The sequence below is a fragment of the Streptomyces sp. BoleA5 genome, assembly GCF_000373665.1.
In the GTDB taxonomy this organism is placed as follows: domain Bacteria; phylum Actinomycetota; class Actinomycetes; order Streptomycetales; family Streptomycetaceae; genus Actinacidiphila.
The window spans coordinates 97,685-123,797 of sequence record NZ_KB892100.1 but is presented as its reverse complement, the minus strand read 5'-3'; the positions used below and the strand labels follow the sequence as shown (position 1 = coordinate 123,797).

At 71.9% G+C, this 26,113-nt stretch carries 15 protein-coding genes; 6 read left to right on the top strand and 9 right to left on the bottom strand.

Going from position 1 to position 26,113, the window contains the following annotated elements:
- Positions 1-3 precede the first annotated feature (3 nt).
- The gene (locus tag B085_RS0115545) at positions 4-2,808 is read left to right on the top strand and encodes an ABC transporter permease (protein ID WP_037731767.1); all 2,805 of its coding nucleotides are present in this window, start codon (positions 4-6) and stop codon (positions 2,806-2,808) included.
- A gap of 224 nt (positions 2,809-3,032) precedes the next feature.
- Here B085_RS0115545 and B085_RS42555 read toward each other — a convergent pair whose 3' ends face one another.
- The 4 genes from B085_RS42555 to B085_RS0115525 form a co-directional block, all read right to left on the bottom strand.
- Positions 3,033-3,704 carry a TetR/AcrR family transcriptional regulator gene (locus B085_RS42555; protein WP_267881089.1) on the bottom strand — a complete coding sequence of 224 codons (672 nt, stop codon included), beginning with the start codon at positions 3,702-3,704 and terminating at the stop codon, positions 3,033-3,035.
- A gap of 738 nt (positions 3,705-4,442) precedes the next feature.
- Entirely contained in the window at positions 4,443-5,243 is an 801-nt protein-coding gene (locus tag B085_RS0115535) for an SDR family NAD(P)-dependent oxidoreductase (RefSeq protein WP_018559484.1), read from the bottom strand.
- 512 nt (positions 5,244-5,755) lie between these two features.
- Positions 5,756-9,976 (bottom strand): carboxypeptidase regulatory-like domain-containing protein, encoded by a 4,221-nt coding sequence (locus B085_RS42550; protein WP_018559483.1) that lies wholly within the window; start codon positions 9,974-9,976, stop codon positions 5,756-5,758.
- Between the two features lie 450 nt (positions 9,977-10,426).
- Entirely contained in the window at positions 10,427-10,960 is a 534-nt protein-coding gene (locus B085_RS0115525; RefSeq protein WP_063741015.1) for a DUF4262 domain-containing protein, read from the bottom strand.
- 272 nt (positions 10,961-11,232) lie between these two features.
- Between B085_RS0115525 and B085_RS0115520 the strand changes: the two genes are divergently transcribed.
- Together B085_RS0115520 and B085_RS0115515 are read left to right on the top strand one after the other, a co-directional pair.
- Positions 11,233-11,493 carry a hypothetical protein gene (locus B085_RS0115520; protein ID WP_051102063.1) on the top strand — a complete coding sequence of 87 codons (261 nt, stop codon included), beginning with the start codon at positions 11,233-11,235 and terminating at the stop codon, positions 11,491-11,493.
- 257 nt (positions 11,494-11,750) lie between these two features.
- Complete coding sequence (locus tag B085_RS0115515) at positions 11,751-12,038, top strand: hypothetical protein (protein WP_018559480.1); 288 nt, start codon at positions 11,751-11,753, stop codon at positions 12,036-12,038.
- 149 nt (positions 12,039-12,187) lie between these two features.
- Here the strand turns inward: B085_RS0115515 and B085_RS0115510 are convergent, their stop codons facing one another.
- Positions 12,188-12,424 carry a hypothetical protein gene (locus B085_RS0115510; RefSeq protein ID WP_158689743.1) on the bottom strand — a complete coding sequence of 79 codons (237 nt, stop codon included), beginning with the start codon at positions 12,422-12,424 and terminating at the stop codon, positions 12,188-12,190.
- A 136-nt stretch (positions 12,425-12,560) separates the two neighbouring features.
- On the bottom strand, positions 12,561-13,772 hold the full coding sequence (locus B085_RS42545; RefSeq protein WP_051102062.1) for a HEAT repeat domain-containing protein: 1,212 nt from the start codon (positions 13,770-13,772) through the stop codon (positions 12,561-12,563).
- Between the two features lie 410 nt (positions 13,773-14,182).
- Here B085_RS42545 and B085_RS0115500 point away from each other — a divergent pair, with 410 nt between their 5' ends.
- From B085_RS0115500 to B085_RS0115490, 3 genes are all read left to right on the top strand, one after another.
- Positions 14,183-14,962, top strand: coding sequence for a hypothetical protein (locus B085_RS0115500; protein ID WP_026251066.1), 780 nt, complete (start codon positions 14,183-14,185; stop codon positions 14,960-14,962).
- Positions 14,963-15,045: 83 nt separating this feature from the next.
- Positions 15,046-15,450, top strand: coding sequence for a hypothetical protein (locus B085_RS0115495; protein ID WP_037731763.1), 405 nt, complete (start codon positions 15,046-15,048; stop codon positions 15,448-15,450).
- Positions 15,451-15,878: 428 nt separating this feature from the next.
- The gene (locus B085_RS0115490; RefSeq protein WP_026251064.1) at positions 15,879-22,850 is read left to right on the top strand and encodes a glycoside hydrolase domain-containing protein; all 6,972 of its coding nucleotides are present in this window, start codon (positions 15,879-15,881) and stop codon (positions 22,848-22,850) included.
- Positions 22,851-23,056: 206 nt separating this feature from the next.
- On the opposite strand, the gene B085_RS0115485 is transcribed toward B085_RS0115490, so the two are convergent.
- From B085_RS0115485 to B085_RS0115475, 3 genes are all read right to left on the bottom strand, one after another.
- Complete coding sequence (locus B085_RS0115485) at positions 23,057-23,923, bottom strand: GNAT family N-acetyltransferase (RefSeq protein WP_018559476.1); 867 nt, start codon at positions 23,921-23,923, stop codon at positions 23,057-23,059.
- A gap of 214 nt (positions 23,924-24,137) precedes the next feature.
- Positions 24,138-24,782 carry a dihydrofolate reductase family protein gene (locus B085_RS0115480; RefSeq protein WP_018559475.1) on the bottom strand — a complete coding sequence of 215 codons (645 nt, stop codon included), beginning with the start codon at positions 24,780-24,782 and terminating at the stop codon, positions 24,138-24,140.
- Between the two features lie 566 nt (positions 24,783-25,348).
- On the bottom strand, positions 25,349-26,110 hold the full coding sequence (locus B085_RS0115475; protein WP_018559474.1) for an NUDIX hydrolase: 762 nt from the start codon (positions 26,108-26,110) through the stop codon (positions 25,349-25,351).
- Positions 26,111-26,113: the final 3 nt, after the last annotated feature.

Below are 26,113 nucleotides of genomic sequence, written 5' to 3'. Positions count from 1 at the left end.
GCGATGATCTGGTCGCAACTGCGGCGTCACCGGGCCCGCGCGCTGGCCCTGGCCGCGGGCATCCTCGTGGCCGCCACCAGCTTCACCCTGCTCACCTCGACGGTGACCACCAGTCAGGCGCGCACCACGGAGACCGTGCGGAAGAACGCCCGCTCCGCGTACGACGTCCTGGTACGCCCCCACGGCAGCCAGACCGCCATGGAGCGCCGCGACCAACTGGTCGGGGCGAACTTCCTGTCCGGCATCTTCGGCGGCATCCAGACGAGCCAGTACGAGCGGATCAAGCGGATGCCCGGTATCGAGGTCGCCGCGCCCGTCGCCAACGTCGGATACCTGATGGTGCAGGGCACGCTGAAGGTGGACCTGTCGTCGTTCGTGGACGGCACGGCGGAGGGCCAGTTGCTGCGGATCAAGCCGCAGCTGACCGCGGGGCTGGGCACCTATCGCGCCGCCGACCAGTACCTGTACGTGAGCCGCAACCCGATCGAAGAGTCCAAGACGTTGTCCGACTCCACGTTCCCCGGACTGCAGGAGGAGCACGCGGACCACCGGACCTATCCGGTGTGCTGGTTCTACAACTACAACAAGACCGATCTGCACGTCATGCACACCGACGACGGTGGTCTTGGACCGCTCAAGCCCGGCTACATACCCGAGGACCGCCGCGAGACGTCGCCCTTCGACCGCGACATGAACAGCTGGCTCACCTGCCGGTCGGAGGGGGGCAAGGCGGTCGCCGAGGTCCCGGTCACCTACCCGGTGCTGCTGTCGGCGGTGGACCCCGCCGCCGAGGACCGTCTGGTTGGCCTCGGGCAGACCGTCACCTCCGGCCGCATGCTCACCGAGAACGACAAGCCCGTCTGGGGTCGCAAGGAGGGCTGGTCCAACGTGTCCTACTGGACGGTCCCGATGGTGCTGAGCGACCGGCCGCTGACGTCCGGGACCATGAACGCCACCGTGGAACGCCTCGACACGGGCGACCCCAAGGACCTGCGCGGCAAGCTCGGCAGCCCCGCGGCCCACGACTTCGTCAACGGCCTGCGCGGAACACCGGTGGGCCGTGTCAGCGCCGACCTCGAGCAGGGCTATCCCGGCAAGTCCCTGTTCGCCCCGCAGGCCGACAGCTACTGGACGGTCGGTCCCGTCGACTACCGCCGAGCCGGCGCGGGCCTGGCGCCCCGCGCCCGCGCGGACCAGTCCCCGGAGGCATGGCGCACGAACCAGGACCGCCAGTTCATCGGGTTCGTGCCGGAGGAGAACACCGGCACCCAGTTCCGGGAGGTCGTCAGCCACCCCGGAACCGCCTGCTGGGGCAGCACCACCTGCGAGCACGAGGACTACGGCAGGACACCGATCCCCTACCTGAAGCCGGTCGGCCGCTACGACGCCACCAAGCTCCCCGGCTTCTCCGGCTCGTCCTCGCTGTCCGCCGTGCCGCTGGAGACCTACCGCGCGCCGCAGGTCACCGGCGCCGACGAGGCCGGGCGGAAGGCCCTGGGCGACCGGCCGCTGCGTCCCGACCGCAACCTCGGCGGCTACCTGGCCGCACCGCCCACCATGCTCACGACCCTGGACTCGCTGCCCGTACTGACCGGCAGCCGGCGGCAGCCGACCGTACAGGACAAGGCTCCCATCAGCGCCATCCGGATCCGGGTCACCGGCGTGACCGGCGTCGACGCGGCGTCACAGGCACGGGTCAACGCCGTCGCCGGCCGCATCCGCACGGCGTACCCCGGGCTGCAGGTGGACATCACCATCGGCAGTTCGCCGGCACCGCAGACCGTCGCGCTGCCCGGCGTCAACGTGACGGAGAACTGGACGGCCAAGGGCGTCGCCCTGCACATCCTCAAGGCCGTCGACACCAAGAGCGCGATGCTCTTCGTCCTGGTCCTGATCGTGTGCGCGCTGTTCCTCGCCCAGGCCGCCCTGGCGTCGGTGCGATCACGCCGCATCGAGATCGGCACCCTGCGCTGCGTGGGCTGGAGCCCACCGGAGATCCTCCGGCTCATCCTCGGAGAACTCCTCGTCATCGGCCTGGGCGCGGGAGCCCTCGGCGCCGTACTGGCCTACGTCCTGGGCGTGGTGCTCGGGCTGCCCGACTCCGGGCCGAAGGCGGCGCTCGTACTGCCCGTCGCGCTGCTCCTCGCGGTCACCGCCGGGCTGCTCCCGGCCTGGCGCGCCACGCGCCTGAGGCCGTTGGACGCGATCACACCCCCGGTGACCGCCACCGGGCGTGCGGCGCCGGTTCGTTCGGTCCTCGGGCTCGCCGTACGCAATCTGCTGCGCTTCCCCGGCCGTACCGCGCTCGGCGCGGCTGGCCTGGCGCTGGCGGTGGCGGCCTTCACCGTGCTGCTCGCCCTCACCCTGGGCTTCCGCGGCGAGGTGGCCGGCTCGCTGCTGGGCAACGCCGTCGTCGCACAGGCCCGCACCGCGGACTACCTGAGCGTCGCCCTGTCGCTGCTGCTGGGAGCCGCAGGCGCCGTGGACGTGCTGGTGCTGTCCATGCGCGAACGCGCCGCGGATCTGGCGGTGCTGCGCGCCACCGGCTGGACGACGCGGGATCTCGCCCGGCTGAGCTTCTACGAGGGTGCCCTGCTCGCGCTGCTGGGCGGCCTCGCCGGCGCGGTCACCGGGCTGGCGACGGTCCTGGCGATCGGCTGGGGCACGCTGGGCGGACGCCTCCCGGCGGTCGGCGGGGCGGCGCTGCTGGCCACCCTGGCCGCGGTGGCCCTGGTCTGCGCCGCCCTGGCCTTCCCCGTCCGCGCCCAGTCGCGCATCGCCCCCGCGCGGATGCTGGCGGCGGGGTGACGGCCGGCAGGGCGGTCGGCTACCGTCACCGGTCACCGGTCACCGAGCCCCGGGCGCGGCGGGCACGGTGTGGGACGGTCCGGCGGGTGATGTCCACCGCCGGCAGCGGAGGCCGGACCCTCGCGGTGGGTTCGGCCCTACCCGCGTCCCGCCCGATGGGGTCCCGACCATACGTCGCAGCCACAGTGGAACGCATGACGTACTACTGGTCGCGGTCTGTTCGACTACGAGATCCGGGAGGATTCGTCGACGGGCGCCCGGGCCGCGGAGCGGGCCTGGTCACTGTCCTCCGGGAGAGTGTCCTCCAGCAGGATCCGCAAAACGTCTTCCAGTCGTTCGGCCAACTCGTCGGGATCCGCCTCCACCAGTGCCGTGTTCCCGATCAGTTTCCGCATCAGCCACACGCCGGCGATCACCGACAACGCGAGCGCGGAACGTTCCGAAGTGTTCTCGCCCGTCAACAGGCCGACGAGGCGCCGTTCCACGTGCCGCTCAATGCCCTGGCGGGCGATCTCGGCCGTCCGCGGATTCGAGGCGGACCGCAGCATCAGCAGGAAGGGGCTCAGCCCCTCGGCCTCGGGCGCGGTGCGCTCGACCAGCGACCTGGCGACGTCGCGGACCAGGGTCGCCGGATCGCTGCCCACCACGGTGCGCGGGGCGAAGGTCGTGTCCACCACCTCGGCGAACAACTGCTCCTTGGAGCCGAAGTAGCGGTTGACCATCATGGCGGTGACGCCTGCGTCCTTCGCGATGTCCCGAACGCCCGCGCCGTCGTAGCCGAGGCGAGTGAAGGCCTCCACCGCGGACGAGAGGATCGCCTCTCGGGTCGCAGCCGCGTTTCGGGACCGGCGGGGGGCGGCAGGGCGCGGCTCGGGCCGGGGCGATTCGTTTTCCACGACACAAGTGTAGTGAGGCCGGAAGCGCGGTCTACAGTCGTAGAGCGCCGGGGTCTGCGTAGCCTGTGACACCTACTCGGCCCCGCTCGCGGAGAGGCGAGGCCTCGACGTCCTGCCGCAGCGGAGGTCGGGACGCGCGCCCGCCACACCGGAGGCCCCGCGGTGAACCGACGCCGTCCACCCGTCTCCGCCCGCCCCGCACGACGAGCGCTCGCTGCGACAGCCCGGGTGCCGGCGCCGCACCGACTCCGCGCCCACGGCTCACCGGGGCGCGGCATGCTTGCGGGCGCCTTCGCGCCGTCACCGGACTGCTGAACCTCACCCTGCGTTCTGTGCCGCTCGCGGTCCCAGGCGTGACGTGGCCAGCGCCGCGGCGCCGCCGCCGTACCGGCTTGCCGGGCCGCCGTGCCGCTCGCGAGCGCGCGGACGTCGACGCCCCTGTTCACCTCGAACTCCGTCCGGCCGCGGACGCGTTGTGCCGGGCTCCGCCTTCGGCGGCTTCGCGCTCCGCGGGTCCGCTCACGGCCTTGCCCGAACCGCCCGCCGGGACGGCGGGCCGAAAGGTCGACCCGTCGGTCAATTGGGCGGCCCACACCCGCCGCAGTGCCGACGGGCGCGCGGCGGCCAGGTGCCGCATGGGCGCGCGGGCCGTACCCCTCGACCTGCCGTGCGGGCCGCCGCTGGAGGGGTCCCGTGTCCGGGCGCCGTACGGCGCCCGGACCACAACGGTGCCCTCGTTCAGAACGCCGAGCGGATCAGTCCGCCGTCCACGCGGATCGTGGCCCCGCTGACGTACTCGGCGTAGTCGCTGCACAGGTAAGCCACGGCAGCGGCGATCTCGTCCGGCTTGCCGAAACGGCCGCGGTCGTTCGGAATGAGGGCGTCCACGGCATTCGGCTGGACCTCCTCCCAGGTCTCACCCCACCCGCGGGCGGGACCGATCGCTGTGACGAACTCCTTCGTCGCTTCGACGAGGATCGCGCCGGGCGAGACCACGTTCGAGGTGACTCCGGTGCCCTTGAGGTCTCGGGCCAGCGACACCGCGAGGTTGTGCCGGGCCGCCAGCGTGGCGTTGTACTGGGGATGGGTGTTCATCGGCTGGGACGCGAGACCGCCGCCGATCGTGACCACGCGACCCCAGCCGCGCCCGCGCATCGCCGGAACCAGATGCCGGATCATCCTGACACCTGAGACGACGTTGACGTTGTAGGCCTCGGTCCACTCCGCCGGACTCGCCTCCGCCCACGACAGGTGCCGGTAGAAGCCGGCGTTGTTCACGAGGATGTCGACGGGACCGTCGGTGGTGGCCGCCTGGGCGACCGCGGCGGCGCCCTCATCCGTGGCCAGGTCGCCCAGCACCGCGGTGGCGGTGCCTCCGGCCCGGCGGATGCCGGCGGCGACCTGCTCCGCGCGGTCCTTGTCCCGGCCGTGGATCACGACCGCGGCGCCCTCCGCCGCCAGCATCTTCGCGGTGGCCTCGCCCAGGCCGGCACTCGAACCGGTGACCAGAGCGCGCTTGCCCTCGAGATTGAGGTTCATTCCTTGCTCCCATGCGATTGCTCCCGTGCCGCAGCACGGGAAGGTAGTGCTGTGCAGGTAAGTATACAGATGTAGACTTGAGGGCGTTCCGCCGCGTTCGCCGGGGCGTCGCCGCGGGGTGGCGCAGCTTGGCGAGGGCGGGACGTACCTGCCGGGACGTCGAGGACATCGTCGAGTCGAGGCAGGCCGTGCCCCGAGAGAAGCCTGCCGTCACAGGCGGCCGAGGCGGTTGGAGTACGCGCCCCCCTCGGGCGCCACGGTCACTGCCTGGCTCCGGGCAGGAGCCGGCGCGGGTGATCGTGCCCCCCCGGCGCCCACGAAGCCCCTCCCCACGACCTTCGGTATGAGGGGCCGGCCGTCCGGGCCCGGAAGGCGGGGTCCTCCCCGCGGCATCCGTCGATCACCGCCGTGTGCCCCCCCGGCCGCCCGCCGCCGCGCGTGTCCGTCAGACCCGCCGAACACAATGGGGCCGGTCCCACCGGACCGGCCCCATCATGGCGTGCGGAAACCGCCTAACGCCTGGTCAGGACCACGTCGACGGTCACGGCGTCGCGACCGCGCGGCCGCACGGTGCGCTCGGCCGACCGGTACCCCTCGGCACTCACCGCGAGCGGGACGCCGCCTCCGGACGGCGGGAGCCACAGCCGGTACGTGCCGTCGGCGGCGGTGCTCAGCGTGTGCGCACCCGCTCCGCTCCCGACCCGGACCGTGGCGCCGGCCAGCGGCGTGGTGCCGCCGTGCCGCCCGGAGCCGCTGACGGTGCCGCTCAGACGCGTCCAGCCGGGCGGCGCCACCACCGTCATGGTGACGGGCACGGTGACGGAGGCGTACGGCCCGTCGCTGTCGACGACCAGCCGCGCCCGGTGCGCGCCCGCGTCGGCGGGCCCCATGGCGCGCGCGTCGACGGTGACCGTCAGCTCCGCCGTCCTGCCCGCGCCGACGGATGAGGAGCTCGCCCTCCCCGCCAGCCACGCCACGTCCCCGTGGGGCGCGTCGTAGCCGGGCAGTTCGAGGGCGGAGGTCTGCATCACCCTGTCGGCGCTCTGGCCGCCCACGACGGACCAGCCTGGTGCACCCGCCGCCGCGTACAGCGGCTGCGGCAGGTTCGGCAGCGCGCTCCACGTGTCCGCGGCCGGATCGTAGGCGTACGCCTCGTTGGTCACCGCGGCGGCCCCGACGAGCACACCACCGGCGGCCATGAGCCGGCCCGCGCCGACGGCCGTCGCGGCACCCCAGAAGTCCACGGGCGGGTCGGCGATCGGCGTCCAGCGGCCGGCGGCACGGTCCAGGGCGTAGCCGGCGGCCGTGGCGTGCGGAGGCTGCCCGTCGCCCTGGTGGACACCGCCCGCGCAGTACAGCGTCCCGTCGACGGTCCCGCAGCTCTGCCAGGAGGTCGGCACGGGGTAGGCCGGGCCCGTCGACCATGTGTCGCCCGCCGGGTCGTAGACCTGGACGTCGCGCGTGCCACAGGACACGCTGGTGCAGCCGCCGACCACATAGAGTCGGTCGCCCACCGCCGCCGCGGCGGAATTCCCGTATGCCTTCGGGGCGTCGGCGATCCGCGACCAGGTGTCGGTCGCCGGGTCGTAGACCTCGCCGCCGGCGATCGGCGTGCCCGCGCGGTTCTTGCCGCCGACGACGTACAGCTTGCCCCGGACGAACCCGTAGGCCGCGCCGCTGCGCTTGGTGATCGCCGGGGCGAGGTCCTTCCAGGTCGCCGTGGCCCGGTCGTAGGAGCGAAGGGCGGTCGTCCACTGGCCGTCGGGCGTCTGCCCCAGACCGCTGTACAGGACTCCGTCGTTCGCGGCCGCGATCCCCCCGGTCATGGGCTGCGGGAGGTCCGCGAGCGGCTGCCACGCCTCCCCGCCGGTCGCCCCGGCGGCGCCGCCCGGGGCCGCGGCGGTGGCCGTCGCGACGTCGAGCGGGTCGGGCCTGGCGGCCGTCCGCTCCCTCGGCGCCCCCGGCATGCGCGCCGAGGTCAGCGCGACGGCCTGCTCGCCGACGGTGAGAGAGGCCGGGGCGCCCCCGGTGTTGCGCACCTTCACGGTGACGGTCTTCTTCCCACCCCACGGGACGGTGACGCCCACCGCGCCGGGGGAGGCCTTCAGCCGGGACGGGCGAAGGGCGAAGTCCGCGGAGGTGACGGCGTCGGCCTCGACCTTCACGGTGGACGTGCCGGCCGGATAGCCGAACGCGGGCAGCCCGGCGGTGAACTCCTGGCGGCCGGTACGGGAGGAGAAGGCCCAGTACAGCCCGTCGCCGACGGCCGGGTCGTCCGGCGACGCGATGCTCCGGCCGCTGTCCTGCGGCGTCTTGGCGGCGGAGACGGTCGCACCGACGACCCCGGCACCGGTGTTGGCGTCCGTCACCCGGCCCGTCAGCAGCCCGCCGGGCACCGTGACCAGGGAGCGGGTGCCGACGGCCACGTTGTCCAGCTGCCAGATGCCGGTCAGGGAGCCCGCGAAGTGGAAGCGCAGCCGCACCGAGGGCTTCCCGGCGTAGGCGGTGAGCGCAACCGTCTGGTGGGAAGGGCCCTCCACGACGTCGGTGTGGTGCCAGAGGTTCTCCCAGTGGTCCCCTCCGTCGGTGCTCACGTCGATGTCGGCCGTCGGGTCGTTGAAGCGCCACAGACTCGGCAGAGCGGTGTCGAACTCCAGTGTCGGCCGCGTCTCCTTCGACAGGTCGTACTCCGGGCTGATCAGCTCGGTGTCGACCTCGCCCCAGCCGAGCGCGTAGTCGTCGACCTGGGCGAAACCGCCGTCACCACCGGTCTGGTTGCCGCGGGTGAGCGGGTCGTCGAAACCCCAGCCCCCGGCGTCGGTGTGGTTGACGATGCTCCACCCGGCGGGCTTCGCGGCGGTGTCGAAGGACTGGAAGCCGCCACCGCCGTACTCGACGGCGTAGCCGGGCGGCAGGGCGCCGGTGCCGACCAGGGGCAGCGCGAGGTCGGCGGTCCTCGAGGACGATCCGAGCTCGACCTTCGTCTCGGCCGGCCGGTAGCCGGGGTAGAGGCCGGTGGCGCGCAGCGTGTACGTCCGGCCGCGCTCGAGGCGGACGGAGTAGCGCCCGGTCCTCGGGTCGGTGTGGACGGTGCCGGGGACACCGTCGACGGTCAGCCGGGCATAGAGGCCCCAGCCGTGGCCGCCGCCGTCACGGACGGTCCCGGAGACCGTGGCGGTCGGCACGGCGGAGAGCGCGGCGTTCCGGGTCAGCTCCGCGCCGTCGGCGAGGGTGGTCTCGCCCAGGTTCTTGCGGGCGTAGCCGAAGGCGTCGACCGTCAGCGTGTACGTACCGGTGGGCGCCGCCAGCGACCACCGGCCGTCCGCCCCGGTGACCGCCGAGTGCGCGCCCAGCCGTACGGTCGCCCCTGACAGCGCCTTGCCGGTCGCCTTGTCGGTGACCTTGCCGGTCACGGTGCCGTGCGGGCCGGGCCGGAAGGCGCCGACCCCCTTCGGGGTACCCAGGCCGGTGGGCCCGTCGTAGCCGGGGCCCGCGGTGCAGCTGTTCGCGGGCTCGCACGCGGGCGGGCCGTCCGGGTCGCACGGCGCGTCGTCGGAGCAGTGGGCATTGCTGCCCGTGGTCACGTCGTTGAGCGCGCCGGGGGAGCGGTACGGGTACGCGGCCGGGTAGGTGCCGTCGACGGGTGTGCCGGCCAGCGCGTACAGACCGGCGATGATCGGGGCGGAGGCGCTGGTGCCGCCGTAGACCCCCCACCCGCCGCCGGAGTAGGTGTTGTACACGGCCACACCGGTCTCGGGGTCGGCGACCGCGCTGACGTCCGCCACCGATCGCCGGTCACAGCCGGTACCGGTCTGGAACGACGGCTTCGGCTGGTACGCGGAGCACCCGGAGCCCGTGCCGCTCCACACCGTCTCCGTCCAGCCCCGCGCACCGGCGTCGCTCCTGCTGAGCGAGGTGCCGCCGACCGACGTCACGTACGGGGAGGAGGCCGGATAGCTCAACCCGTGGCCGTAGTCGCCGGAGGCGAACACCACGGCGGTGCCGGGGTGGTCGAAGTACGCCGCGTCCAGGGCGGCGAGGTCCGGGCCGTCGTAGTAGGCGCCGTAGGAGTTGGACACGTAGCGGGCGCCCATGGCCACCGCCGTGTTGACCGCGGCGCCCAGGTCGTCCGTCGCCGAGCTGTCGGCCTCGACGAGGAGGATGTGCGCCTTCGGCGCGACGGCCGAGACCATGTCCAGGTCCAGGGAGATCTCGCCGGCCCAGCCGTCGTTGGGCTGCGGGTAGTCCGTTCCCCCGCGCTGGTCGACCTTGCGGAGGCACCCGGTCTCGCTCGTGCAGGGCGGCAGCCCGTACTGGGCCCGGTAAGCGGCCAGGTCCTGCTCGGCGTTGGGGTTGTCGTACGCGGCCACGACCGCGATGGTGGCCCCGGCGCCGCCATCCGCCGGCAAGCTGTACGCCGAGCGCAGGTCGGCCGGGCCGAACCCTTCGGGACCGGCGGACCGCGCGCCACGCCCGCCGGTGGCGTCCGACTGCCGCACCGCGAAGCACCCGAAGTGCCCGGGCTGCGGGGTTCCGCAGAGCGGCTCCGACTCCGCCGCGGGCCCGGAGTCGGCGGCGACGGCGGACCCCTGCTGGGGCAGTTGGACGGCGAGCGCGGTCAGCAGCAGGGCCGCGGCCGCGCCGATGGCACGGTGCCGGCGGGATCCCGCCGGCCCGGCAGGGGCAGCCCCGAGGGATCCGGAGCGGGTGCGTGAGGGACGGCGTATGAGCACAGGGCGACTCCGGTGGAGGGCGGAGCGGACGGGGCGGTACCCGAGGACGTTGTCGGACGACGAGACGGTTGCCGAAGAAAGATCGCGTGTACTCGACAACCAGGTCAATGGATGGAGTTGGCGTTTTGGCGCCGCGTGTCGTGTTCACGCCTTCCTGGTCACGTTTCCACCGCGGCGGCGTCTCCACGTGACGACGGCCGAGCCCGATACTCGGCTGCGACCGCCCGAGGAGCCGGGTTCGGCCCCTTCACATGACGACGGGCAACCGCGGACCGTGGGCACCGGTGGCCTGACGCAGGTCTGCTCGGTTCCGCTGTTCGGGGCCGGATTTGCTGCGGTCCGCCGGTATGCGCACCCGGCCGGCCGGCCGGCCGAGCGCGAGCGTCGGCGAAGCCTACCTGGGGCCCGAGCGCACAGGCCCTGCACCGGTCAAGGTCCGCCATCGTGCGTTCACAGGTCCTGTGTCCACACTCCCGCAGGGTGCTTGTCGGGGTGCAGATCCAACCGGGGTTGGAGGGCGATCAGGTCCTCTCCACCGGGCTGCCAGGGGTAGGCTCCGTCGCGGTTCGGCCAGACGACCTGGAGGAAGGGCAAGGGCGGCTTGCGGTAGAAGCCGATCGCGGCGCCGAAGAACGCCCTGTACCAGCGGTAGTCGACGGGCTTGAGCACGACGGGCACGCCGGCGACGTCGTCCCGCTCCTTGTCCTCTTCCAGGGGGTGTCCCTCAACAGCGCGCCGACCCAGGTCGTTGAGGATCGTCTGCATCAGGCGGATGTCCAGGCCGAACATCGCAAGCTCGGGCATCCCGTGGCGGTGCCACAGGCCAATGGTGTAGGCCCAGCCGGGTCCCTGGTTGTCGGCAGGGATCATCATGACGTGCCAACCGTGGTGATGGATGACGTCCACGGTCGCCAGGGTGTGGGGATCCACTCCGTTGTCGTCCTGGCAGACAGCGCAGTGGCAGGCGTCGTGACCGGTGGGCATGGCCGTGAGGATACGGGAGCGCTTTGGCCCCTTCGGCGGGGGATACGCTGATGGCGACGAGTGCTCTGACTGACGGGCGTGAACTCGGTCCGCACGACGAGAGCCTGGCCGTACAGACGTGGTCGCCGCCGCACGGGGGTGGCCGGCCCTCGATCATCACGCCGGCACTGTTCGCCGCCACCCCGCCACCGGCGTGCGATCCTCGGTATCGACTGAGGCGGCGACCGGTCCCACCGGCGACCTCGAAATCACCGCAGCAGGGGGAGAGACAGATGACTCGTCGCAGAGGGACCCGTAAGGTCGCCGTGGTCGTCACTGCGATTGTGCGTGAGTGGAGGGACGAGGAGGGTTGGGGTGTCCTCGACTCGCCCGAGACTCCCGGAGGGTGCTTCGGCCACTACGCCGACATTCAGGCGCCCGGCTTTCGCACGCTGTCACCAGGGCAACAGGTCGATCTCATCTGGGAAGCGCCCGGCTTCAAGCAGGACGGGTACGACTACCGGGCGGTGAGCATCGTTCCCCGCCCCGCCTGACCTCCACGGGTGACCGTGAAGACCGGGGGTTGCGCAGCCCCGCAGGTTTCCTGGGAGGACGGACCTCGCCCGGTCAGCGCACTAATCTGTGGCTCGTGCATCAGCCCCGAAGGCGCGACCGGCGCCTGCCTCGCCGTGTGCCGTCGGCGTCGGCGTCTGCGTCGGCCCGAGGCCGGGCTCCTCGGCTCACACCCGAGGGCGCTGATGTAGTCCTGGTCGGCTACTTCTCCGCGAAAGAGAAGGACTTCGAAGGGCGCATGACGTCGGCAGCCACTGCGCTGGTGGCGCGTGGCGCTCGGGTCGTCGCGCAGTTCGTGCAGCGGCGGGGCGTTTCCGACGGCGGGGTCCGGAAGATGGGTCTGCCCTACTCGTCGCGGACTCTTCTGAGCTACGGCAAAGTCCGCGAGGTGGCACAGGCCTGCGACCAGGCCGACGCTGACGCCGTGGTCTTCGTTGCCGCTCTGACCGGACGTCAGCAGCGCACGCTGGCGGGCATGCTCGGCTGCCCCGCTGTAAGTCTTTCCGACGTCCTCGCCGCCGACTGATCGCCACTCGCAGCGGTCGTGACACACGCCTGCTTGGCCACCTGCGACGTCGTGAAGGTGCACCGGCTGCTCGGTTCACCGGCGATTCGCATGTCCGGATCCGAGCACCTTCTCGCCGTGAGCGCGGGGTGGCCCCCACCTGTCCGAACTCACTGCACCGACCACCGGAACCGCTCGTCCGGTTCCTCCCGCCGCTCCAGCACTCCCGCGGCGGCCAGGTGCAGAAGAACCCCATGCAGGGCATTCCCCAGTGGGTTGTCCGTCCAGCACGCCCACTTGATCCGTGTGAAGGCCTCGGAATCGCCGAAGATCCCCAGTGAACAGCCCACCACGAAGGCGGCACGGTCCCAGTCCGTCCAGTCGGGCAAGCGCTCGGAAAGATCCATGCAGCCAGCCTGGCAGCGCGGCATCAGGCCCGATGCCCGATTCCGGCTTCCGGCGCGGTCCGGGCCGGGTCTGAGGGCGGGGGTGGCGGCGGCGAAGGACAACCAGCGTGAGCACGACGAGGCGTCGGGCACCGGCCTATTGGCCAAGCTGTCCCCTCCCGGCGTAGACGCGCAGCTCAGAGAGCCTGGTCGGCACCTTCCACCGACGCAGGGCGTCCGTTGCGCCGGATGGCCAGGCAGCCTCGCCCCGGTCGGCCACGAAGCGCACGACACGCTGCTGCGCGTCGCTCAGGTCGCCGAAGGACTGAGGAGGCTCGGCGGGATCGCCCGGGAAAACCAGCCCGAACAGCACCTGCCCGGTGTAGTACCTGTCATCGAACCCTTCGACGCCAGTACTGTCGGCCAGGCCGATCAGCATGGCATCGACCGCCTTGAACGTCGTGCCTTCGGACGTTGCGGCCAGGGCCATCGCCGCGAGACTCATGTAGGAGCCGCTCAGAAACGACATGGTCCCGGTCTTCTCAGGCGGCCGGGCGACGACCTGTGTCAGCACGTCGACGACGGCCGGGTCGGCGATGCCGAATCGCGTCAGCGCGAAGGCGGAGGCCCAACGCAACTCGACGATCGGGCTGTCCAGGTAGCGCCGGATGAAGGGGACAGCCGCCCGTTCGCCGAGCAGGCCGAGGGCGACGATTCCCGTCGCCGCCACGCCGGGCGAATCCTCCTCGGCGATGAACGCCTTCAAGAGCGGAATCGACGTCGCCGAGGACTCGGGGAACCACGCCAGCAAGTTCGCCGTCATGGCCCGCAGTTCAGGGCTGTCCGAGGTCAGCAGGACGGTAAGTGCGGGAAGTGCTTCCCGGACGGAGTCATGGCACCGCACCACCGCTTCGGCGGCGATGAGCACGTGAGCCCAGGTCTCCGCGCGATCTTTGCGTTGCTCGTCGTCCTCCGCTTCGCGGATCCAGCGAGCCCACCCATCGGCTTCGCCGCGTAGATTCGCCAGGGCGGCGCGGTCTTCCCGAGGGTCATAGCCGTTCGGCAGGTGGTTGTTGTCCAGCCCGATCGCGATGGCGACCAGCAGACCGACGATCCGATGCCTGTTGACCAGCCTCGGATCGAGCGCCATCCGCACGAGGAAAGGCACGGTGTACACCGCGGCCTGCGATCGCGTGCCCTGGTGCACGATGTGGCTCGCGAGTTGCGCATCCGGCGGGTACCGGCCCTCCCAGTCCCCGGCTTGCATCGCCCGGAGGTGTCCGGGGACGTCGTCGGCCATGCCGTAGGAGTGCTGCAGCTGGGCCCAGGGCACATCGTCCAGGCCTGCGAGAGGGTCGTCGCTCGTCACGGCAGCAGATCCTGGCACACCAGCATGTGGAGGGGACACGATGAGTCCCCGGACACGGCACCCGGCACGCACCTGCTGCGCTCATTCTGCCGGCCTCCCGCACGGGAGGAACGTCGCCCGCGAGAACACGGCGGAAAAGGCACCTGAGGGCAGGGCGGCGGCCGCGCCGCGCCCTCGCCGGAGTACCGCGGCCGTAGATCCCGACCGTGTGTCGGCAGCCCTTACCGCCAGAGCGCCGCCGGCGACCCGCGGGAAGAGTCACCATGCCATGGCGGACCGGGCCCGCATCCCGGAGCAGGTCGCCACCGCTCTGGAGCCCTTGAGCGCGTTGACCGGCGTCCGCGAGGGAGTGGCTGTCACAGCAGGCCTATACGCTGCGAGGGATCCACGACCTGAGACCGGAAGGCACGATGACCCGCACTACCCGTCCGACGGTTGAGGCGATACTCGCCGCGCTGCCCGAACTCGCCTCCTACGCGCGCGACGCGGTCATCCTGCACCCCGAACGCGCGGAGCCGGACCCCTGGAGCAGCTCCATCGGCGGACCGCTGCTGTGGCCGAGTGACGAACCGTGGCCCGAGTGTTCCCTGCCCGACGCGAGCGACCCCGCCGGTTCGCCTGCCGCGGCCATGGTGCCGGTCGCACAGATCTTCCGACGCGACGTGCCGGGCCCCTGGTGGCCCGTCGGCATCGACCTCCTGCAGATCCTCTGGTGCCCCAATGAACACTGGGATCCTCCGGCCTCGCAGGCCGACGTCAGCCCCGTGGTGGAGCTGCGCTGGCGTCGGGCCGCCGCCGTCCTCGGCCCCTTGACGACCCCGCCGCCGCCCTCACGGTATGAAGAGGACGGCTACCTGCCACAGCCGTGCGCCATCACCGCCGAGCGTGTGACCGACTTCCCCTTCCGGGAGGAACTGCCGGCGGACCTCCGCCCGCGCCTTGAGGAACTGGTCCGCGAGACCGGCGACGTCATCACCCGCCTCGCCGGCTGGAAGCTCGGCGGCTGGCCCACCTGGCACCTGACGCACCCCATGGTCTTCGCCTGCGACGACTGCGGCACGGCCATGACACTCATGTTCACCGTGGCCAGCGACGACGAGACGGGCGTGGTCGTCGGCCGATCGGGAGACCTGCGCATCTTCACCTGCCCCGCCGACCACCGCCATGGGTTCCAGGTGGACCTGCACTGACGTTCGCCTGTGCGGCGGTGCCCCGCCGTACAGGGACGGGCATCGCCATGCTGCACGGGGCGGGCCTGCGTGATACTGCCCCGGTGGAGTGGTTCGAGCAGGTCCTGGCAGCGGAAGAGGCGCGTGACTGGGACACGGCCATCGCATTGGTCAGTGCCCACGCCGAGTGCTTCTCCGGGGATCATCACAGGCACGGCAACCATCTGTGGCACATGGATCTGCTCGTTCGTGCCGAGCGGTTCCCGGAGCTCGCGGAACTCGCTCGTACGGATGTCCACGCACGCCGCAGACTCAACGGCTCGCTCGGCGAGCGGGAGATGACGGCGGCGTTGCGCAGCCGCGAGGACGGTGACCGTCACGCCCTCTACGTCCTCCTACGGCTGCTGTGCGAGACCGATCGCGTCCAGGAGGCCCGGGGAGTGGTTCAGGACCTGGGTCCGGAGGATCAGTACGCGAACGAGATCGTGGCAGGCCTTCGACCGCAGTGAAGCGGTGCGCGGTCCCGATCGCCCCCGCCGTCCCGACGCCCCCGCCCCGACGCCCCGCCCCGGGTCTCCGCGGCCGCTCCGGCCCCGCCGGCCGGACGGCGGACCCACATCGCTGTCCTGCGAAAAGGCGTCAGATGCCTGATGGGTGCCGGAAGGTGGAGGAAGTACGGCCGGTGCCCGGACACGGCATCCGGCACGCACCCTTTGTGCGTTTGCTGTTCGCCTCCTGTACGTCTTTTCCGTATCTGATGGCGGACGGCTGTGAACACGGCGGGTACGATCCCGCCTGTGCGCTGCCGTCTCGCTCTGGGTTGCGCGCCCGGCGTCCGGGCTGACAACGTTGTCTTCTGGTGAGGCCGAACTGTGCGTGCGTATCGCGACGCTGGAGAGGTTACGTGTCCATCAGATCCCATCCGCCCTTGCCCCGCGTGACACATACGAGAACATCGGGTCTCCGCCGCAGCCCCCTTCGGGCGGCGGTCGCCGCGCTGCTGACCGGGGCGCTCGGCCTCGCGGCGCTCGCGGGTGGTGGCGCGGCCGTGGCCGCGCCCGCCTCGACGGCGTCCGCGGGTTCCGCGGGAGGCTCCGGCGGTACGGACTACACGAAGCTGGTCGACCCGTTCGTGGCGACCGCCGGCGACGACGGCAACGACCTGCCCGGCGCCCAGGCGCCGCACAGTCTTGCCAAGGTCAGCCCGCTGACCACGCCGAACCGCAACCACCCCGGGTACGACTACAACGAGGACCACATCGCCGGTTTCACCGCGACGAACCTCGACGGCGTCGGCGGCTCGGGAGGCGGTGGCGACCTGCTGGTCGTGCCGACCTCCGTGCGGTACGACAAGCGGCCCGCGCCCAGCACGTACGCGCACGCGTACAGCCACGACGACGAGACGGCGACGCCCGGCTACTACCAGGTGGGCCTCGGGGCCATCTCCGGAACCGGGTCCGCGGTGACGCAGGACCCCGGCACCATCAAGGCCGAGGTGACCGCGACCACGCGCACCGCGCTGGAGCGGTTCAGCTTCCCCGCCGGGTCGGACCCCGAGCTCGTCCTCGACCTCGCGAACAACTTCACCAGCCGTACCCGCTCGACGATGAAGGCGACGACACTCCCGGACGGGACCACGTCCATCAGCGGGCTCATCGCGGGCTCGTTCAACGGCGCCTCGTACAAGCTCTACTACGACGCCACCACGAACGTCCCCGTGACGTCCCTGAAGAGCTGGGGCGCCGACGGCAGGCTCGGTGACGCGACCTCGCAGGACGGCGCCGACACCGGCGCCGTCCTCGGGTTCGACAAGTCCCACGGGGACGACGTCGAACTGCGCATCACGCTGTCGCCGATCAGCGCGGAACAGGCCGCGACCGACCAGCGCAACGAGGTGGGCGACCTCACCTTCGACCAGGCGCGGGCGCGGACCAAGGCGGAGTGGAACAGCGCGCTCGGCGCCGTCGACGTGCGCGCCTCGGCCAAGTCCGACCCCGGGTCGACGCTCACCAAGGAGTTCTACACGCACCTGTACCGCATGTACGCGCTGCCGGTGAACGCCACCAGCACCAGCGGCACGTACCGCGGCGCGGACGGGGCGGTGCACAAGGCGAACGGCTTCACGTACTACGACGGCTGGTCCACCTGGGACGACTTCCGCAAGTACTCCGTCGAGGCCTACATCGACCCGGCCACCTACCGGGACATGATCCAGTCGCTGGTCGAGCTCTTCGCCGACGCCCGCGCCTCCGGCAAGAGCCTCGGCAGCCTGACCCACTCGGTCCCGACCGTGCGCTGGGAGCGCTCGGCCGTGCTGGTCGCCGACGCGCTGTCGAAGGGCTTCAGGAACTTCGACCGGCTCGACGAGGCGTACCCGGCGCTGCTGTCGTACTCCGGCTACTACACGGGTGCGCAGCTGCGGCAGGGCTACGTCACCGGCGACCCCGGTACGACCGTGCAGCGCGGCTACGACCAGTGGGCGCTGTCCGTCATCGCCGACGCGCTCGGCAAGAAGGACGACGCGAAGAAGCTGCGCGCGCAGTCGGCCATGGCTATCGACAACCTGGTCAAGTCCGGTGCCTGGACCGCGGCCGACGGCACCGAGGTCGGTCTGCTCACCCCGCGCGCCGCGAACGGCGACTGGCAGAGCGCCGACTACGAGAAGTTCGAGGCGGCCGGCCTCTACCAGGGCACGCTCTGGCAGTACCACTGGTACGACGCGTACGACATGGGCGGCCTCATCGAGGCCATGGGCGGCGACAAGGCCGGCAAGGCCGCGGTCAAGCACATGTTCGGCGAGGACTCGACCGTCGACGACGGCTCGACCATGCTGCACTCCAACGCGAACGAGATCGACCTCCAGGCCCCCTACCTCTTCAACTACGTCGGTGAACCGAGCCTGACGCAGAAGTGGGTGCGTGCCATCTACACCGGCACGACCTGGAACCGCTACATCGCGACGGGCTCGACGAACGAGGCCCCGAGCTCCGGCGGCCAGTTCACCCCGCCGATCAAGACCCAGGTCTACAAGCTCTCCCCGAACGGCTTCCTGCCGACCATGGACAACGACGCGGGCACGATGTCGACCATGTTCGTCGGCGCGGCGCTCGGCCTGTTCCCGGTGACCGCCGGCTCCAGCCAGTTCCAGATCGGCAGCCCGTTCTTCGACTCCACGACGATCAGCTACGCCAACGGCTCGAAGTTCACGGTGAAGGCCGACGGCGTGTCCGCGAGCAGCTACTACGTGCAGAACGCCACTCTCGACGGCAAGCGCTTCGACAACACGTGGCTGGACTACGCGCAGATCATCTCCGGCGGCACGCTGGACTTCACCATGGGCTCCACGCCCTCCCAGTGGGGCGCCGAGACCAAGCCCGCGTACTCGCTGAACACCGACGGCGGCGACACCGGTGACGGCGACACGGGCACGGACAAGGGCGACACCGTCGTCTCCGCCCGGCCGGGCACCGTCGCCACCGACGAGGACGGCACCCTCGACGACAGCGTGAAGCTCACCCTGGACGGCCCTGCGACCTTCGACGCCCACAAGGGGACCAGCCTCACCAAGACCGGTGCGGCGAGCGTGACCGGCCTGCCGAAGGGCGTCACCGCGGACCTGCGCGTTACCGGCAAGCGGACGGCGACGCTGTCCCTCACCGGTACCACGGACGTGGACGCGCGCCTCGGCGTCACCTTCCGCGACGCGGCCTTCGCCCACGGCGTTCGGGCCTCGACGGTGAGCGGCACCGGGATATCCCCGACCGACCCGCTCCCCGTCTCCGCCGCCGCGGTGCACCGCGAGGCCCTGGGCGCACTCGTCGACCAGGCGTCCGTGGTGCGCAGCGCCAACTACTCCGACGGCTCCTGGAACCTGTTCCGGTCGGCCCTCGAACGCGCTCGGACCGTCCTCGCGGACACGGGCTCCGTGACGGGCACGATCATGGCCGCGCAGGACGCGCTGCGGACCGCCGTCGACGGGCTGACCATCGACGAGGGCGGCTTCGCCGTCCTGCAGGCCGAGGACCCCGACCAGAAGGAGGGCCCCAGCCTCGTCAGCGAGCGGAACAACTCGGACGGCAACCTCGGCGGCGTCACCGAGGGATCGTGGGAGCGGTTCACCCGGCTGGACTTCGGCGGGGTCGCCCCGCGGACCGTCTCCGTCCGCTACGCCAACTCGCAGCCGGTGAACGCCAAGCCCAGCAGCGTCGACATCCACGCGGGCGCCGCGGACGGCCCCCTCGTCGCCACCGTCGCGCTCCCCGGGACCGGCGGCTGGCAGTACTACAACACGGTGCAGGCGGCCGTCACCGACCCTGACGCCCTGCTGGGCGCCACGAGCGCGACGTTCGTGTTCCACGCCCCGTCGGGCCAGCAGTGGGTGTCGAACTTCGACTGGTACCAGTTCTCGCCGTACGAGGTCTCGACGTCCCCGACGACCACGCTCGCCACGCTGACCGCGGTGAACAGCACCACGACCGGCAACGGTTCGCTGCCGCTCAACCTCGGCAACGGCATCTTCGAGAACGTGACGAACGGCGCGTGGGCGCAGTGGAAGGACACCGACCTCCAGGGCGGCGCCGACACCGTCACCGTCCGCTACGACAAGCCCGAGTCGCGGGCCGCGTCGGACTCGCACATCGAGCTGAACCTCGGCTCGAAGGACGGCGCGAAGAAGGTCGACATCCCCCTCGACTACAGCGGATCGGGCTGGGGAACGATCGCCACCACGAACGTGCACCTCGACCCGAGCGTCTTCACCGGCGTCCAGGACGTGTACGCGGCGTTCGTCTCCAGCACGCAGACCGCCTCCCAGCCGTACGTGGGCAACGTCTACTCGCTGGCCCTGACGCGGACCGCCGACGCCCCCGTGGGCTTCGACGCCACCGCGTTCCGTTCGCACAGCGGCGGCGGCCTCAAGAGCGAGCCCGTCGGCTGGACCGGCTCGGGTACCACCACCGACCTCGGCGGCACCTACAACGGGGCCTGGATCGACTACGGGGACATCGACTTCGGCAGCTCCCCGAAGAGCACCGTCACCATCACCTACGTCAACAACTCCGCCCGCTGCGGCACCGGCTCCGCCGTCCAGCTCTACCTGGACTCCTTCGACGCGGCCGACCCCGGCACGCCGTACGCGACCGTGCCGCTGCCCGTCACGGGATCCGCGTGGTCGGCCGGAGGGACGACGAGCCTGACGCTGCCCAAGGCGGTCACCGGCACGCACACCGTCCACCTGCGGTTGACGACGACCCCGGACTCCTCGCACCCGTACGTCGCGAACCTGGGCCGGATCACCTTCAACCACGTGGAGACACCCGCCGTCACGGACAAGTCCGCCCTGCGGAAGGCGATCGAGCGGTACGAGGGGCTCTCCGCCGACGCGGAGCGCTACGACGCGATCGACTTCGGTGTGTACGGGCGTGAACTCGCGGCCGCACGCGCCCTCGCCGCCGCCGAGGACGCCACCCAGCTCGAAGTCGACACGCGGACGCGCAGCCTCACCCTGGCGGCGGGCCAGCTGGTGCCGCTTCCGCGGCTGAGGCTGGAGGACCTGGTCGCGACCGCGTCGGCCCTCGACGACGACCGTTACACGGACGCGTCGTGGAAGGCGTTCACCGCGGCACTCGCCGCGGCGAAGACGGCGATCGCGGACGGAACGGCCACCGACGCGGCCCTCACCGGCCGGTACGACACCCTCCGCCACGCCGTGTCCGGGCTCACCACGAAGCCCAGGACGGTGCCGGCCGCGCCTGACGCGGTGTCGGCGACCTCGTCCGGCACCAGCGTGACCGTCGCCTGGTCCGCACCGAAGGACACCGGCGGCTCACCGGTCACCGGCTACAAGATCAGCCTCAGCGACGGCCACCAGATCAAGATCGACGACCCGGACAGCCGGAGCGCGACCTTCACCTGGCTGCGGTCCGGCAGCTCGTACACGGCACGCGTCCAGGCGGTCAACGTCGTCGGCACCTCCCAGCCGAGCGCCACCACGGCGCCCGTGGTCACCGGCGGCGGCAAGCCGCAGAAGCCGGCCGTGACGGGTGTGATCACCGACGGCGAGCGGGTCCGCGTTACCTGGCGGGCGGCCGGCGACGGCGGATTCCCGATCGTCGGCTACACCGTGGCCCTCGACGACGGAACCACCGCGCACGTTCCCGCCACCACGGGCACGACGCTGCTCACGACCACGGGCAGGGCGAGGGCCCACGCGGCCACCGTCACCGCGGTCACCCTGGCCGGAACCTCGGACGATTCCACCGCGACCGTCCCGGTGTCCACCTCGGCGACCGCCGCGGCGGACGCCTCCGACCCGGCCTACGAGCCGTCCCCCTTCCCGGACGACACGCTCAACGCCACCTACACGTCCGACAAGTGGCCGGGCACCGGCGACGGGACCGACTACTTCTACGGCCTGCTCAACGGATTCGAGCACCTCGACTCCGGCATCCTCGCCGCCAACACCAAGGTGCCCTACGGCACCCCGCCCTCCGCTGAGAACGACCGCATCGCCGTGCGCATCAACAACGCGGCGTCACAGAAGGAGGTGGACCGGGCCGAGGTCGACGCGACGAACAGCTCCACCGTCACGATGGCCGACGGCCTCGGCTCCCGGCTCGGCCAGATCTACCTGGACGCCCTGAACGACGGGCGGCTGCCGAAGACCGGCGCGCTGTTCTCCCGCGTCACACAGGGCCTCGACAAGGGCGGAACGGCGAAGGACCACTACGCCTACCAGCGCCCCTACGTGCGGCTCGGGTTCGTCGGCGACGGCGGTGCCGTCTACGAGTCGCAGGACGGTTCCTACGGCAGCCTCACCACCAGCGGCTCCTACCCGAGCGGCCACACCTACGGCGGCTACGAGGCGGGGACCGTCCTCGCCACGCTCCTGCCGGAGCTGGCACCGTCGATCCTCGCCCGCACCTCGGAGTACGGGGACAACCGCATCGTCCTCGGCTTCCACTACCCGCTCGACGTCATGGGCGGCCGCATCGCCGCACAGGCCACCGTCGCGCACCGGTGGGCGGACCCCGACTTCGCGAAGCTGCTGACGCAGGCCCACACCGAGATGGAGAACGTGCTGCTCGCGCAGTGCGAGAAGGAGGGCTACGGCGACACGCTCGAGGCCTGCCAGGGCGACTCCTACGCCGGGCTGAACACGGCCCAGCACGTCGACCTGTACACGCAGCGCCTGGACTACGGGTTCTCCCGGGTCGGGAAGTCCGGGCAGGCCCTCAAGGCGCCGTCCGACGCGGCGGCCCTGCTGATCACGGCCTTCCCGGACCTGACCACGGCTCAGCGCGTCCAGATCCTCGAGCAGACCGCGACGGACTCCGGCTCCCCGCTGGACCTCACCGCGGACGGCGGAGCGAGCTGGGAGCGGATCAACCTGGCGGCCGCGATGGCCGCGAAGGTGGTCGTGGGCGCGGACGGGTCGGTCAAGGTGACGAACCACACCGACGCCACCAGGGCCAGTGTCGCCGACGCCAAGGCGATCACCGTCGGAGGCGTCGCGATCGACGGGTTCGACCCGGCCGTGTCCACGTACGTCGTCGACTGGCCGAAGAACAGGAAGATCCCGGCCCTCAGCGCCGTACCGGCCGAGTCCGGCGCGCGGGTGAAGGTCACCGACGGCAGTTCGGTCCTGGCGTCGAACGAGCACCGTTTCACCACCCGCACCATCAAGGTGACCTCGGCCGACGGTTCGGTCACGCGGACCTACACGGTCGGGTTCCAGCCCACGGACCGCGACGACCGTCCGGTCGCGGCCGGCGGCAACGGCGGCGACCGCACCGCCGCGGTCGCCGACCTGCTGAGCCGCGGAGGCGACGGCACGGGCTCCGCCGGCGGCGCCGGGTTCTGGGCGCCGTCGACGGAGTGGGCGAACCCCATGTGGATCCCTCGGTCGTAGGGCGCCATGTGGCCACCGGTCCCGCCGCGTCCGACGAGGCCGCGGCGGGTTCCGGCCGAGCAGCGAGCAGCACCGCACCGAAGACGGCCCCTGCGGGTCAACGACTGCCGTTCACCCGCAGGGGCCGTCGTCGTTCGTCCCCCTGCTCCTCGCGCAGGTTCAGGTCCCCGCGGCCCGGGCCCAAGGGGACTGCGCGCGGCCCGGCGTCAGGCGGTCCGGATCCGGTCCCGCACCTCCGGCCGTGCCTCGAACCCGGCCGCCCTGTACGTGGCGATGGCACCGGCGTTGGAACTCGGCGTGCACACGCGCACGCTCGACGAGCCCATCTCCCGCAGCGCGGCCGCCCCGGCCAAAGTGATCGCCCGGCCGTAGCCGCGACCGCGGTGGTCCTCGTGCACGCCCATCGGCTCGACCAGCCCCGGCTTCCCCGGACCGGCCGACCAGACCGTCACCACTCCCGCCACGTCGCCCTGGTCGTCACATGCGCCCAGGCACCGGGCGTCCGCGAAGAACGGTCCCGCCGACATCGCGTGCCAGTACTCGCGCGTAGGCCTCGAGGTGTCGAACGCCGACCGCAGGACGCCGGCGAAATCCTGCGCCTGCTCCGGGCCGATCGCCCTGATCCGCACGCCGGGGTCCTCCACCGGTTCGGCGAGACCGCGGAAGAGCGGTGTCCACGGCTCGTCGACCCCCCAGTCCTCCTCGGTCAACAGGTCGTGAAGCAGCAGGCCCAGCGGCGCCTCGATCGACACCGCTCCTTCCGGCAGCACGCCGCGCTCAGGAAGTGAGAAGTCCTCGACGAGCCGCCGCGCGAGGCCCTGATCCCGGAAGGCGTCCGGAGCGACCGTCATCCGCACCACCGTCGGCGAGTCCAGCATCCCGACCGCCAGGATCCGTCCGTCCCGGCTCCAGGTCCGGACCACCGCGGCCGTCTCGGCCGTTCCGAACCGGTGGTTCCAGCCGATGTCGCCCGGATGCAATTGCATCGGCGCTCCGTCGTACTGCCATTCCCGCAGCGCGGCCATGGCCTCGCGCACCCCGTCGACCGCCGGCGTTCCCAGCACAATCGTCATGGCCGGGATCAGACACCCCACCAAGAGGGTCCGCAAGCGATTAACCGACCCAGGAGTGCTCCCGCGACGGCCCGGCGGAGGCCCTGCCACCCGCGGTGCCGGCACTCCGGCCCGCGAGTATCGCCGGCCCGGTCGCGGGCGCCCGGCTCGCGCATCGGTACCGGTTCCCCGCCTGACCGCCGGCGACACGGAGCCACCCGGCGCGAGGGGACGCTCAGTCGCCGCGCCCGACGCCGCGATCGGGTGCGCTCATGTCGCCGGTTCCGGGCGTGCCGTCGGCGAGTCCGTAGCGCAGGTACACGGTGCCCGTCGGGCTGGCCGCCGGCGGTTCGAGGAGGGTGACGTTCGTGGGGACCGCGCCGCCGTCGAACACCTTCTTGCCGACGCCGAGCACGATCGGGTGCACCCAGAGGTCGAGACGGTCGAAGAGCTTCTCGCGCAGGAGGGTCTGGACCAGGTCCAGGCTGCCGACGACCTTCACGTGCTCGTGCCGGTCCCGGATCTCGCGCACCGCGCCGGCGAGATCCGGGCCGAGCTGCGTGGACCCGGCCCACGAGAGGTCGGGCTTGCCCCGGGAGGCCACGTACTTCGGGACGCTGTTGAAGAGCCTGGCGATCTCGCCGTCCTCGCCGTCCTTCTGGTGCGGCCAGTAGGCGGCGAAGATGTCGTACGTCCGCCGGCCGAGCAGGAGGGCGTCCGTGCCCTCGTACGCGGCCCCGACCTGCGCCCCGGCGACCTCGTCCAGCAGGGGTGCCTGCCAGCCGCCGAACGGGAACCCGGCCGGGTCCTCGTCGGGGCCGCCGGGCGCCTGCCCGACGAGGTCGAGGGTCGCGAACAGTTCGATGTGGATGAGGCCCACGGTCTACTCCCGATGAGTTGGTCGTCCCGGTCGGTGGGTAGACCGGCGGGCGCCGGCGAAATCATCGCTGCGACGGCACCCGGTCCCCGGATCCTCGACCGTCCTGTCCGCAGCGTCGATCGGGTGCCCGGCGACGCCGGGGCCCGGGTGCCGAGCGCTCCCGTTGTGCCTCGTCCCGGAACGCTCCCGTCGCGACGCTGACCACAAGCCGGATGAGGCCCTCGAGCTCGGCGTCCAAGACCCGTCTTCCGTCCTGCCGGCCCCCAGCGGATGTCACTCACCGTGCACTCGGGCGAAAGCCCTGGCCACGGAACCGGCATGGGACGCGATACGGACCCTGGCCCGCCGGTTTCTCCTCACGGCGCTGGGCGACTGGCGTCAACCACTGCCGCGCCCCGCGCCCCGCGCGCCCGCACACCGGCGACCGGTGACCACGCCCGGGTCGCCCTCGCGACCGCGACGTCGCCGACGCGGCCCATTGCGGCGACGCGCACAGCCGTGCCGCGGCGCGGCCACGGAGCGAAGCTCACCGGGTCGCCCGGCAGGCGGCCGGCGCGGCGTCGGCCTCACGGAGCTGACGGCAGCAGCCCGCGGGCCGTCGCCAGGGCCCAGGCGGCAAGGGTGAAGCCGTCGTGGATGTGTCCCTTGGCGAGTTCGGAGCGCATCTCGTCGGGGGTCAGGGCCCGGAAGGCGTCGATCCCCTCCTCGCGGGCGCCGGGGCCCGGCGTCTCGGGGAACGAGGACGAGGCGAGCCGCGCGAGGTAGAGCTGGTCGCGGGCGCTGTGCATCCCCGTGTCGGAGGTGAGCTCGCCGAGATGGATCATCTCGGTCACCTCTCCTCCGAGTTCCTCCAGCAGTTCACGGCGCGCGGTGGTCGAACTCTCCTCGTCGGGCTCACCGAAACCCCGCGGGATCTCCCAGTGCCAGTCGCGGTCGGCATGCCGGAAGTGGTGGAGGAGGACGATCCTGCCGTCGTCCAGGACCGGTAGGACGGCGGCACCTCCTCTGGGGCCCTCGGGGACGAAGCGGATGTAGGTGTTGACGCGCCCGGAGCGGAAGCGCACGGCGTCGCGGACCATGCAGACGTAGGGGTCGCGGTAGACGACGCCGATGTCCGCGCAGTCCTCGGGGAAGCCGAACGCGACGGCCACCGCCTCCACTTCGCGGGTCACGTGGTCCTGTTCGGCTCGGTCGAGCAGGATCTCGTACGCGGTCCCCGGGGGGTTCACGAAGAGCTCCGGCCGTTGCTCCCGCAGGGCGGCGTAGGCCTTCAGGCGTGCCTCCCTGCGCTCCCGCACCGCGTCGCCCTCGGATCCGGCCTGTGTCATGTG

Coding starts and splice junctions, on each gene's coding strand:
- B085_RS0115545 (WP_037731767.1), top strand. CDS start 4: ATGATCTGGTCGCAACTGCGGCGTCACCGGGCCCGCGCGCTGGCCCTG.
- B085_RS0115535 (WP_018559484.1), bottom strand. CDS start 5,243: ATGAACCTCAATCTCGAGGGCAAGCGCGCTCTGGTCACCGGTTCGAGT.
- B085_RS0115525 (WP_063741015.1), bottom strand. CDS start 10,960: ATGCCCACCGGTCACGACGCCTGCCACTGCGCTGTCTGCCAGGACGAC.
- B085_RS0115520 (WP_051102063.1), top strand. CDS start 11,233: ATGACTCGTCGCAGAGGGACCCGTAAGGTCGCCGTGGTCGTCACTGCG.
- B085_RS0115515 (WP_018559480.1), top strand. CDS start 11,751: ATGACGTCGGCAGCCACTGCGCTGGTGGCGCGTGGCGCTCGGGTCGTC.
- B085_RS0115510 (WP_158689743.1), bottom strand. CDS start 12,424: ATGGATCTTTCCGAGCGCTTGCCCGACTGGACGGACTGGGACCGTGCC.
- B085_RS0115500 (WP_026251066.1), top strand. CDS start 14,183: ATGACCCGCACTACCCGTCCGACGGTTGAGGCGATACTCGCCGCGCTG.
- B085_RS0115485 (WP_018559476.1), bottom strand. CDS start 23,923: ATGACGATTGTGCTGGGAACGCCGGCGGTCGACGGGGTGCGCGAGGCC.
- B085_RS0115475 (WP_018559474.1), bottom strand. CDS start 26,110: ATGACACAGGCCGGATCCGAGGGCGACGCGGTGCGGGAGCGCAGGGAG.